Source organism: Butyricimonas sp. Marseille-P3923 (assembly GCF_900184685.1).
GTDB classification, from domain to species: Bacteria; Bacteroidota; Bacteroidia; order Bacteroidales; family Marinifilaceae; genus Butyricimonas; species Butyricimonas muris.
Genome location: NZ_FXXL01000007.1, coordinates 1,726,162 through 1,738,794, shown reverse-complemented (window position 1 = coordinate 1,738,794; position 12,633 = coordinate 1,726,162). Strand labels below are relative to the sequence as shown.

Sequence of the window (12,633 nt, the reverse complement as noted above, 5' to 3'; positions counted from 1 at the left end):
TGCGGGCGTTTTTAGAAAAAGGAAAAAATGATTACAGTTTCGGATTTAGAGATTCAATTTGGGAAAAGGACGTTGTTTCGGGATGTGAATTTAAAGTTTACCCCGGGCAATTGTTATGGTGTGATAGGTGCTAACGGTGCCGGAAAATCTACTTTTTTAAGGATATTGAGCGGGGAATTGGACCCGACAAGAGGTACGGTCATGTTTGGTCCCGGGGAACGGTTGTCCGTGTTGAAACAGGATCACTTCGCGTTTGACGAGTGTACCGTGTTGGATACCGTGTTGCAGGGACATTCCTCTTTATGGAAAGTCATGCAGGAAAAGAATGCCATTTACATGAAAGAGGATTTCTCTGATGAGGATGGTATCCGTGCAGCCGAGTTGGAAGAACAATTTGCCGGGATGGACGGTTGGAATGCCGAGAGTGATGCCGCTAACTTGTTGAGTGGGTTGGGGATCAAAGAGAATCTGCATTATTCATTGATGAAAGATATAAGCGGTAAGCAAAAAGTGCGGGTGTTGTTGGCACAAGCGCTGTTTGGCAAACCGGATAATTTGTTACTGGACGAGCCCACGAATGATTTGGACTTGGAAACAGTGATGTGGTTGGAGAATTATTTGGCGAATTACGAGAATACCGTTTTAGTCGTGTCGCATGACCGCCACTTCTTGGATGCCGTTTGTACCCATTCCGTGGATATTGATTTCGGTAAGATACAGTTGTTCGCGGGTAATTATAGTTTCTGGTACGAGTCAAGCCAATTAGCGTTGCGTCAGGCTCAAGCCAAGAACAAAAAAGCCGAGGAGAAGAAAAAAGAATTACAGGAATTTATTTCTCGTTTCAGCGCTAACGTGGCGAAGTCCAAACAGACGACCAGTCGCAAAAAGATGTTGGAAAAGTTGAATGTCGAGGAGATCATGCCTTCTACGCGTAAATACCCGGGTATTATTTTTACCCCGGAACGGGAGGTGGGCGACCGTATTCTGGATGTCCGGAATTTGAGTAAGACCGTGGATGGACAAACTTTGTTCAAAGATGTCGAATTTACCGTGGAGAAGGGGGATAAGATTGCTTTCCTGTCCCGTGATCCGAGAGCGATGACGGCATTGTTGGAAATACTCACGGGCAATGATAAACCGGATACGGGTAGTTTCACGTGGGGTGTAACCATCACGAATGCTTATTTGCCTTTGGATAATTCGGCGTATTTCCAGACGGATATGACCTTGGTGGATTGGTTGGGGCAATATTCTGCCGACACGAGCGAAACTTTCTTGAGAGGTTTCCTTGGGAAGATGCTGTTCTCCGGTGAAGATATATACAAACGTGTAAAAGTATTGTCCGGGGGAGAGAAAATGCGTTGTATGATTGCCAAGATGATGTTGACTAACGCGAATGTACTGGTGCTGGACTCTCCGGCGAACCACTTGGATTTGGAGTCCATACAAGCATTTAACAACACATTGGTTGCGTTCAAAGGGGTAGTCTTGATGAATTCGCATGACCACGAGATCATACAAACCGTGTGTAACCGGATTATTGAACTGACTCCCGCGGGTATGATTGACAAGCGAATGGATTTCGACGATTATATCACCAACGAGAAGATCAAAGAGCAATTGAATCAAATGTATTGATTTTATAAATTAAGTTACTATTTGAATATTCGAAAATCATACTATGTTGTATGGTTTTCGAATATTTTTCATATATTTGTACTCAATATAGTTGAGGATATATGAAGTGTGTATTAGTGACCGGTGGTGCCGGTTTTTTAGGATCGCATCTGTGTGACCGATTGATTCAATCGGGTAGTCATGTGGTATGTTTGGACAATTTCTTCACGGGAACGAGGGAGAATATTAGTCATTTGATGGAACTTCCGAATTTTGAATTGGCAGAGAGGGATGTTATCTGGCCTTATATAAAGAACGTGGATGAAATCTATAATCTGGCTTGTCCAGCATCTCCGATTCATTATCAATATGATCCGGTAAAGACGATTAATACTTCCGTGTTGGGAATGGTGAATATGCTGGAATTGGCGAAAGGAGCGGGAGCCAAATTGCTCCAAGCTTCAACCAGTGAAGTATATGGCGATCCTGTCATTCATCCGCAGCAAGAGAGTTATTGGGGGAACGTGAATCCCATAGGAAAGCGTTCTTGTTATGATGAGGGAAAACGATGTGCCGAAACATTGTGCATGGATTATCACCGTCAATCGGAAGTTGTTGTAAAGATTGTTCGTATTTTTAATACTTATGGTCCCAGAATGTCAGAGAATGACGGGCGTGTGGTATCGAATTTCATCGTAAATGCTTTATCCGGGAAAGACATTGAAATATACGGTGACGGTACTCAAACACGGAGTTTCCAGTACGTGGATGACCTGATTGAAGGAATGATACGGATGATGGCAACGGAAGACGAGTTTACCGGACCTGTAAATATAGGGAATCCGGGAGAGTTCACGATGTTGGAATTGGCTCATCTGGTACTGGAGTTAACGGGCTCGAAATCTAAAATCGTGTACAAGACACTTCCGGAGGATGATCCGAGAAAGAGAAAGCCGGATATCACTCTGGCAAAAACAAAATTAAACTGGGAACCTACGATACCTTTGAAAGAAGGATTATTGAAAACCATCGATTATTTTGAATCGGTGATGTAGTATTTGGTGTTTTTTATTTTTTGATAAAAAGGTAATTATGAGAAATTTATTATGCTGTTTAGTTTTAGGGGTGTTATTCACAGCATGCCACAAAGACGGTCCTTATAAAGGTGGGGATAAGGATTTGGTTGTTCCGTTAGATTTTAACTGGAAAACTTTAGAAAGACAAGATCTGAAACTGGATAAACCTTCGTCAGTTTATTTGGTAAAGAACGGTGAGGAGTTATTGATCGGGGATGGACTTGAAGCGGGCGAATATACATTTACGACGGGGATTAAAGGTGGGGAATTGAAAGTGAAACCTTCAGCTATGGCGTACTCTATTGCAAGAGCGCCGGGTGATGAGGTTCCTAACGGGCATAACATGATTTATTATCCGGGTGAGGGGTATTGGGCGAGTATGATGGTTGAAGATATTTTTCCTTGGTTGGGAGATCTGGATATGAATGATGTCGTATTTAATTTTAGATTAGGATACGAGACTATCAGTGATAATAATAATGGGAAAGAAGTGAAATCACTGACTATATGGATCAAACCGGTAGCTATGGGTGGTGCTGCTTACAAGCAAGTAGGACTTGCTCTTAACTTTGTCAATAAATCCATGAAACATTTGGCTGTGAACAAAGTCAGCGGACAAGTATTCATGGAGGATGAAATGTTTACTCTAAACAAGAAAGGTAACGAAGAGGGGGAAGAATATATTGTCCCGTTGATCGGAAACTTGTATTCTTGTTTTGGGAAAGAAGGTGGTATTTTGAATACCGAACGCAATTTACCGCGATTTGACGCGGAGGAAGTAGTAATAAAAATCGAGTTTTCCCAGAAACCGAAATTAACCGAAATCCAATTGGAACCGGACAATGCGGGGAATATGATGGACTTGTTCGTTACTTTTGGTACAAGAGGCAAAGAAGTACACGTGAAAGGGCGTCCGGCAACGGCAAAGATGGATCCCGAATTGTTGCATCACAGTAATAATAGAAATTTTTCTTCTCCGGAAAATTGGGTATGGGCATTGATTCTCGATACTCCGTTAAAATATCCGCAGGAGAGTGAGGCGATTTATAAAGCTTATCCTGACTTTGAGAAATGGGTGAATGGCGAAGCAGGCTTTGAAACACAAGATGAGTGGAGTTTTAATTATAATTCGGATTTAGTTTATTAATAGTAATATCATTATTGATAGGACAGGGCGGATTTACGAATCTGCCCTGTTTGCTTTTTCCCAAGTTCCTTTCCCCTTATGCTTTTTCAAGTAGAAGAATCCTTTCAGTACATTCAAGTTCATGAAAGTGAAGTAGTACGGGATAAACAGTATCTTTACTTTGATTTGTTTTCTGGCAAGTGATGCCCCTGTCCAAGCTAACAGGTAGAAAATAACTTGAAGTACAAAAATAACACTATATAACGGGGTAAAATGTGTTGCGAGTACCAGAATCAGATTCACGGGTAATAGCAGGAAAAGGAGAATGGGAGTGATAGACCAGCGTAACACCCGGTGTGAGATATATTGAAAAGAGAGGAGCCCGTAATGGAAAGGATTAAGAAGAGGGCGTAGCCGTCGGATAGATTGAAGCCCGCCCGCGGCAATGCGTACCTTTCTTTTTTGTTCCTCTTCAATGTTAGCAGAACCGGATTCTATGGCGTATGCTTTGTCACAATAAGCTATTTTGTACCCCTGCATGGCAATGCGTAAAGAGAGAATAAAATCGTCGAGTAAAGTATCTTCCGCCATCGGGACGAATAATTCCGTCCGAATGGCAAATAACTCTCCGGCTGCACCTACCGCGGAATATAATCTTGAATCCCACGCTTTTAGTTTTGATTCATAACGCCAATAGAAGCCTTCGCCCCCGGAAGCCGCGTTGTCTTTGTCTTTTACTTCAATACGCTTCTCTCCGGCAACACAACCGACCTTTGTATCCGTGAAGCATCGTACAATTTCCAGAATAGCGTCGGCATTGAGCATCGTATTGGCATCCGTGAAAACAGTGTAAGGTGTTTCTATATATTGCATTCCTCTGTTGAGTGCGGCAGTTTTGCCTTTACGTTCCGGGGAAAAAAATACAGTTATGTCGGGGTAGACTCTCAACATACTGTTTGTCATGTCTGTCGAACCGTCCGTGATCCAAACCACGTTAAGTTTATCCTTCGGGTAATCGAGTTGCATACAATTATCCATCTTTGCCTTGACGATCTTTTCTTCATTATAGGCGGCGATAAAAAGCGTCACGTCGGGAAGATTCTCCGGAAGTGCCAATGGTTGTGCCGGATGTCGTTTTTCCTTGAATTTGACGAGTATATATAGCAGTATCCCGTACCCGATAAAAGTGTAGAACACGATGAAAATGGAAATCCAGAATAATATTTGAAGAAACTGTATCATGTCTGTTATTTTAGATAAAACTCACTGGTAACCGGATTGTGGTCACTCCACTCCTTTTCCGGGGAGTAGTAGTCTATACATTTCAATTCGTCGGAATAGAAGATGAAATCAATTCGCAACAGCCGATGCAAACCCCGGAACGTGTAAGCGTAACCGTTTCCGCTTGTCTTGAAACTGTCTTTCAGTTCTCCTTTGATACGGTGATAGGTGTATGACGACGGAGTATCGTTAAAGTCCCCGCACACGATGGTCGGGACACCTGTCGTGTCGATAACTTGTCGCACGATATCGGCTTGCGTGGCTCTGAGTTTGAAGTTTTTGGATAGTTCTTGCGTGATATCCAGTACTACTTCTTCTTTTTGTTGTATATCCGTGTTTTGGAATACCGGATCATCCAGTAGTTTGCGTTTCCCGCTGAAATTGGTCGTTTGCAAATGGCAACTAATCACTCTTATCGTTTGCTCGCCGACTTGAATATCAGTCCACATGGCATCATTTGTCGCGGAGTTTAAAGGTATTTTGCCGGATTGCAGGATAGGGTATTTGCTGAAAATACCTATTCCCAACGTGGTAGAACCGGGTAAATACGTCACGGCATGATACGGTAGATTCAATAGCCGGGATAAAGTTTCTGCGTTGATTTTCGTGTCTTCCCGGTATTCTAAGAAACAAGCAATGTCTACATGATCGTTTTTCAGAAATTCGGAGATATAGTGTTGTGTTTCGAACTTCTTCCACGATTTGAATTTACCCGCGTTATAACTGGCGAGGCGTATGGGTAATTTGCCGTTTGGGGTTTCCGGCGATGAAACCGTAACTTGGAAAATAGACGTGAGATAGCCGATATTAAGAAAGATAGCCGCAACAGGAACAATTGCCCACCACCTCTTGCCGATAATCCAATAGACGAGTATAACGAGGTTTATGATTAAAACGACAGGCATGGCTAAACCGATAAACGTGATCCATGTCGATTCGTTCGGGTTAGTTTGTCCCGCCATGTACGCGGCAATACTGATCCCCGCCGCCACAAAACTGACCGGAATCATCAAGAGGGAGAAAAAATATCTGAGTGCTGCCATTATATTGTTACTTCTTCCGGTATAAATTTTCTTCTATCGGATTATTATACCATTCTTTGTTGGAATTTCCCCCACTTTGTACCCAAGGTTTGAATTCCGGGTACGCCTCAAGTATACTGGTCCATTCATGCGAGTAGCGGAATATTCCGGGGACTCGGATCGTCCACATGTAGTCTTTCGTGACTTCTTGTAAGACTTTAGGGGCGCTACTGAGATCGGTGTGATTATAATGAGGTAAGTGTATTTCCGTTCTTGGTGTTTTTGTACCGATAATGGCGAAATAATTCATGTTGTCGATACGAATGGCAAGCTCCTCTACAGGAGAAGTGAATTCAATTTTCACGTCAAAGGAATTGAACGGGACATCATTTATCCATTGTGGTGATTTACTGATCGCGTTCAAGATAGTTGATGTGTTATCACATCCTAGTGTTCTGTGTGCGTTGTCAAACAACGGAACGACAGCATACGTTTGTTTGCTTTCCGTACCGTTGGAATTTATGTTGAAATTCCCTAGAGAAAGTTCTTTAGAATAAGTTACTTTTTGAATATTCTCATCTTTTAGTCCATCCAGTTGAATAGCTGCTCCCGATTGTCGTGTCGCCCCAACGGCTCTTAACGTGCAATGCCAAATCATGAAACTTATTCTATCCTTTTCGACATAATTGTACGTGACCGAATCCATGCCGAGCACGATATCGTTCATGTCAAAATCCCCCGGGCTGGGATAAAGGTCTTCCGAAGCAAAAGTATAACTCTTCGTGAGTGTTACTTGTCGTGGAAATTCCGGTTCTTCCGGTTCCTCCGGTTGATAATCATTTCCTTGGCTACATTCACTTGCCGGGATGTCTATCAAAGAGCCTTTTTTTGAGTCCACGAGTTGTGCGGGTGGGATAAACTTGTAGAATTGGCTCTTGGATTCTATTTTTTCCCATTCCACGTAAAGCTGTCCGCTGAATGTCAGAAACTGCCAATATTCGTTACTCTTAATCTTATGGGTTTTGAATAGGGCAAAATCACTACCCGTTCTTCCGATACTGCTGGCTGCTCCTTTAAATTCAGCCTCGTCGGTTACTTCGAGTAGAGAATTGCTCGCTAACGTGATTTTTGCCCCGTTGACGTTTAATTTTTCGCATTTCACCGCACACCCTGATGCGATGGTCAAGGAAGAACCGTAATTTAATTCCATTTCTTCAATCTCGGCATAACATTGATTAATAAATGTAGCGTTTCCGATTTCCAATTCTTCGATATATAACTTTCCTCCATCGGCATTGTTGATGGTGATAGCTGTCGTTGCTTCCAATTTATCTAGATGAAATTCACCGCTGTTTTTAATCAACGTGTTGGATTGATCCGTGTAGATATCTTCCATATAGACAAGTCCCTCGTTTAGGAAAATTCCGCTATTCAATCTGATGGAAATATCGTCATGATCTTTATCCCCGAATTGGCAACCTTTAGCTATGGCGAGATTAGAATTGCTGTATACTTGAATATCCCATTCTTCCCGGGAGAATATTTTACCGTTATTTATCACGTAGATATTCGTGTTTACTTCTAATTTTGTGGATTTTGCGGTGTTATTCCATATTCCCGTAACGTATAGGGAAATATTTTTTTCATTGTTAAAATTCAGTTCTCCCGTGTATTCTCCTCGGATAATATAATTACGTCCGGATTCGAGTCGGTTATTTTTTCCTGTGATTTCTATCACATCTGCGGGAATTTCCGGTATTTCAAACTCATCGGAATTTGCTAATAGAGATAGCGTGCGATTTTGTGCCACATTGTCGATAGCTCGCGAAAAGTTACAAATAACGCGATTGTTCTCGATAGGAACCTGCATGACACTACGGCGTCCCCCGGGAGTTGTTTGGCAAACGAAAAGATCGGCTTGGGCATCGGGGATAATAATGCTTTTTTCCAGTGGCTGTTTGCCCGAACACCAACCGCTTCCTAATAGATTGGCAGAGCTGTCCGCGATAGGATTTTTGTCAAAAAAATCAATCGTGTACAAGTAGGTACCCGCGTAATTATCCGAGGGGGTGATTTCTACTTGTATTGATGAAGAGGTAGTCCAATCAAAACCTTCCGGGATATTTTCTATAAAATAATCCCTTCCAAGAGCCTCCGAGTCAAATACATCTTTGCGGCACCCTGTGAAAATAACCATAGCTACCGCTAATACATATATAAATATCTTGTAATTCATCGCCGTCCTTTTATAATACATTTATTATGATGCAAATATACGCTATTTAGCATGAATTTTGAATGGATTGAAAGAATTTTATTATATACGATGCTTTTTTAATTTGATTTTCATGATAATCGGGTTATGGTCACTCCACGAGAGGCGGGGGGATTGATATTCCAACCCGATAAATGATTCGTCATAACCGATAAAATCTATCCGTAGCAATCCTTTGATGCCATTGAATGAATGTCCGTATCCTTTTCCTCTGTCCCGAAATCCGTCTGTTATATTTTTTCCGGCAATATGGTTGTAGGCAAAAGATACAGGAGTATCATTGAAGTCGCCGCATACAATAACGGGATAGCGGGTGGTGTCAATGATTTGTCTGACTTGTATGGATTGATTGGCTCGTATATTGAAATTTTCTTTTAGTTGCTCCACGATGGTTACCAACGTGCGTGCCTGACCTTTCCAATCTTTGACGCTTTTATATTTTTCATATTTTTTGCTGTTGGGACTGACATTTGTGGTTTGTAAGTGATTATTAAAAACACGGATTGTATCTCCTTTAATTAGAATATCCGCCCACATGCTATTGTTCTGTTTTGAATTGAAATCAATTTCCCCGTATCGAATGATAGGGTAGCGGCTATAAATCGTGATTCCGAAATTAGCCCATGCCTCTTGTCTGTTAAAAAATACACATCGGTAGGGTAGACCGAATCGTTTCTTTATCGCTATTGAGTCTTGTTGAGGTTCTTCGCAGTGTTCTTGAATACATAAGATATCGATCTGATGATCTTCAACTATTTTTTTTATATTGTATTTCACGTTACGTGCGATCCAGAAAAATCCTTCCACGTTATAACTGGCAATGGTTATTTCGTTGTCTTTTATATAGGGGATATCTTCTTTCCATGGAGATTGAAATATTCCCGTAAAATAATTGTAATTACATATGATTGTGATAAGTGGCAGGAGTACCCACCATTTTTTGCAAATAGCCCAAAAAATGAAAAGATATAAATTCGCGAAAATAATGCCGGGCATAAATAATCCTGCCAGCGCCGGAATCCACCAACTATTCGGGTTGGTATACGGCGCAAACACACCGGAAATTCCGATGAATGCCATACCGAGGGTTGCGGGTTTCATCAATAAGTAAAAGAAGAACCTTAATGCGGCCATTTTCTACAATTTGAAATAATCTGAGTTTGTCATACACGGTGCAAAGTTAGCAATATTGGCGTAAATTGGCTAATCTGTAGTTTAAAATTTAATATCTGTAGAGTCAACAAGCAATTGCAAATTTATGAAACGTTTTTAAAGAACTCTTTTTTTGGGGTAGAAAACTTGAGTTTTTCCCTCGGTCTCCTATTAATTTTGAATTGAATATTTCTAATAAATGTCTCGTCAAAATCTTTAAAATCCGACCCTTTCGGTATGTATTGCCTGATCAATTTGTTTGTGTTCTCGATAGCCCCTTTTTGCCATGAAGCGTAGGAGTCGGCGAAATAAACAGTTGTTTTCAAGGCTTTGGCGATTTTCTCGTGACAACAAAATTCACTCCCGTTGTCCGTCGTGATACTTTTGACATGTTTCTTGTAGGGGCGCAATAAATTAATAACAACTTGAGCCAAGGGAAGAGGTTTCTTGCCCTCTTTTAGCTTGCTCATGATTATGAAATTGGTAGATCTTTCACACAAGGTTAGAATCGCTCCTTTTTGTTTTTTTCCCAGGATCAAGTCCATCTCCCAATCCCCGAACCTTTTCCCGTCCGCCTCGACAGGACGGTCATGTATACTAATCCTGTTAGGAATTGACCGTACTTTTGTCGGGTGCGATCTTCTTTGATGATGCCGGTATTTCATTTTATGCCGACAATGAAAAGCGAGTTCCCCGCTATCATCCTCCCGGATCAACCGGTAAATAGTCTCGTGAGAAATACGTTTTCCCTGCAGTTGAAGATAACCGGATATTTGTTTCGGGGATCAGTCTTCGGTTACAAGTAATTCCCGGGCTTCATTTATCAAATCCGCTTGCAATTTTTTATTGCCGGGGAACCGTTCCCGGCGGGACAAGGCGCAATCGTGAGCCACCGTCCAACCATAACGACCGAAGCGGTTACTATTACGTTTTATTTCACGACCGATTGTCGAGGGGTGAACCCCTACTTGCAGAGCAATTGCTTTTTTGGTCTTGCCTTCCGAGATTCCCAGATATATTACATATCTTTGCTCACGGGTTAGTTGCTTGTACATTGCAATACAAAATTAATTAATCCTAGGGAGCTTGGGCTCCCTTTTTTAGTTCATGTATTGCTTGTTGAAGCGATTTCCTTCTCCCTCACCCTCCGCCCATGGGCGGAGGGTGAGGGAGAAGGAAAAATTCTAACTAAAAGATTGCACTTCTATTGTGAATCTTCATAAAATTTAATATCGCAGATTCAACTCGTCAATGAACCGAGAATACCTAATATACACGACTTGTTAGAGGGAAACCCCAAGAATACCAATCGTCCAAGAAAATGAAGTGCTCTCTCGATTAAAAAGCCAAATAATTTTTCTTTTATTCACTTGCTTGAGAAAATCACTATCTTTGCATCGTTATTTTTGCGATAGAATGTAAATATTGAAACTATGGCATTACCGATAAATATAAATGACCTGTTGTCCAAAAATAAAGTAGAAGGCAATCGAATAGAATTTAAAAAGGGATGGAATCCTTCAAAAATTTATCATTCGATTTGTGCTTTTGCTAATGATTTGGATAATCTTGGTGGAGGATACATCCTTTTAGGTGTGGAGGAAGAGAACGGTATTGCCAAACGTCCCGTGACTGGTGTATCGGAAGAATCCATTGATAAGATTTTAAGAGATATAGTTGGCTTCAATAATAAAATAGAACCATACTATATGCCACGTACATCAGTTGAAGAGGTTGATGGCAAATCACTCCTCGTCATTTGGGTGCCAAGTGGAGTAAATCGTCCGTTTAGCGTGATGGAGGATGTAACTTCCAAGCATAGCAGACCGAAGTTTTACATTCGTAGTGGTAGTAGCTCTATAGAGGCAAAGGGGGAAATACTCGACCAATTGCGTGAATTGGCTAACCGTACACCATTTGATGACCGGGGCAATCCTGATATTACGCTTGATGATATTTCGCCTGTATTGGTTTACGATCACTTAAAAAAGGTTGGTAGTCGTCTTGTGAAAAGTTTTAATGCGCAAGAGTTAGACAAAACTTTGGATCAGATGAATCTTTATGAAGGATCAACAGAACGTAGATACTTGAAAAATGTTACCGCTATGATGTTTTGCGAAGAACTTCAAAAGTTCTTTCCTATCACGCGTGTAGAAATTGTGGTATTCCCGGAAGGACGTGTTCAAAACCCGAATAATTTTTATGAGGCTCCGGTTATAACAGGTACTGTGCCACAGATGATAAAAGAGACACTGAACTATTTGCGTACTTTCATACGTGAATATGTGGTAAAGCTAAAAGACCGTGCCGAGTCAATCCGATACTTCAATTACCCCTATCAAGCTTTGGAAGAAGCGGTTGTTAATGCATTGTATCATCGCGATTATCAGGAACGTGAACCTGTGGAGATTACCATTGAACCCGATAAAGTTTCTATATTGAGTTATTCGGGACCAGACCGTTCTGTTACCATTGAAGCCATTCGGGAAGGGGAAGTGTTGCGTTCACGAAGATATCGTAATCGTCGTTTAGGCGACTTTTTGAAAGAGTTAGACTTGACAGAAGGTAGAAGCACAGGTATTCCAACCATACAAGACGAACTTCGCAAGAATGGTTCGCCACGAGCTATTATTGAAACAGACCCTGACCGTACTTATTTTTTGATTGATATACCTTGTCGTGAAGGTGTAGAAACAATCCTTTCCACAAATGAACGACAAGGTAACGACAGAGTAACACGACAGAGTAACGACAGAGTAACACGACAGAGTAACGACAGAGTAACAACAGAGTTGATCATCTTGGAATATTGTTTGATTGCTCATTCCAGACGCGAGATTTTAGAACATCTCAATTTGAAATATCATTCAGATAATTACAAGAAATACATCAAACCTCTTGTAAATAAAGGATATTTGCAGAATACAGAACCCAATTCTCCTAATAGCCCCACGCAGAAATTTATAACTACTGTATTAGGGAAAGATTTGTTGGGTGGTTGATGAAAATGAGTGATTGTCAAAAACTTCCTTTTTGATGAAATTAAACCATCTGCTATTTTTATTTGAATTTGGGATAATGTCT

At 41.2% G+C, this 12,633-nt stretch carries 8 protein-coding genes and 1 pseudogene; 4 read left to right on the top strand and 5 right to left on the bottom strand.

Annotation, left to right across the window (positions count from 1 at the left end; translation table 11 throughout):
• The first annotated feature begins 27 nt into the window (after nt 1-27).
• The 3 genes from CS948_RS18645 to CS948_RS18635 all read left to right on the top strand — a co-directional run bounded on the left by CS948_RS18645 (nt 28) and on the right by CS948_RS18635 (nt 3,840).
• Nucleotides 28-1,638, top strand: a complete 1,611-nt coding sequence (locus tag CS948_RS18645) for an ABC-F family ATP-binding cassette domain-containing protein (RefSeq protein ID WP_099293587.1) — start codon at nt 28-30, stop codon at nt 1,636-1,638.
• 101 nt (nt 1,639-1,739) lie between these two features.
• Entirely contained in the window at nt 1,740-2,672 is a 933-nt protein-coding gene (locus tag CS948_RS18640; RefSeq protein WP_099293585.1) for a UDP-glucuronic acid decarboxylase family protein, read from the top strand.
• Nucleotides 2,673-2,709: 37 nt separating this feature from the next.
• A complete protein-coding gene (locus tag CS948_RS18635) occupies nt 2,710-3,840 on the top strand; it encodes an LruC domain-containing protein (RefSeq protein ID WP_099293583.1) in 1,131 nt (376 codons plus the stop codon).
• A gap of 33 nt (nt 3,841-3,873) precedes the next feature.
• Here the strand turns inward: CS948_RS18635 and CS948_RS18630 are convergent, their stop codons facing one another.
• The 5 genes and pseudogenes from CS948_RS18630 to CS948_RS18610 form a co-directional block, all read right to left on the bottom strand.
• A complete protein-coding gene (locus CS948_RS18630) occupies nt 3,874-5,061 on the bottom strand; it encodes a glycosyltransferase family 2 protein (RefSeq protein ID WP_099293581.1) in 1,188 nt (395 codons plus the stop codon).
• 5 nt (nt 5,062-5,066) lie between these two features.
• Nucleotides 5,067-6,143 (bottom strand): endonuclease/exonuclease/phosphatase family protein, encoded by a 1,077-nt coding sequence (locus CS948_RS18625; RefSeq protein ID WP_099293579.1) that lies wholly within the window; start codon nt 6,141-6,143, stop codon nt 5,067-5,069.
• Nucleotides 6,144-6,150: 7 nt separating this feature from the next.
• Nucleotides 6,151-8,358, bottom strand: coding sequence for an LruC domain-containing protein (locus tag CS948_RS18620; protein WP_176555126.1), 2,208 nt, complete (start codon nt 8,356-8,358; stop codon nt 6,151-6,153).
• An 81-nt stretch (nt 8,359-8,439) separates the two neighbouring features.
• Nucleotides 8,440-9,531, bottom strand: a complete 1,092-nt coding sequence (locus tag CS948_RS18615; protein ID WP_099293576.1) for an endonuclease/exonuclease/phosphatase family protein — start codon at nt 9,529-9,531, stop codon at nt 8,440-8,442.
• 122 nt (nt 9,532-9,653) lie between these two features.
• A pseudogene (locus tag CS948_RS18610) lies at nt 9,654-10,604 on the bottom strand (IS30 family transposase).
• Nucleotides 10,605-10,982: 378 nt separating this feature from the next.
• On the opposite strand from CS948_RS18610, the gene CS948_RS18605 reads away from it, so the two are divergent.
• Nucleotides 10,983-12,551: an RNA-binding domain-containing protein gene (locus tag CS948_RS18605; RefSeq protein WP_099293575.1), complete on the top strand. Its 1,569-nt coding sequence runs from the start codon at nt 10,983-10,985 to the stop codon at nt 12,549-12,551.
• Nucleotides 12,552-12,633: the final 82 nt, after the last annotated feature.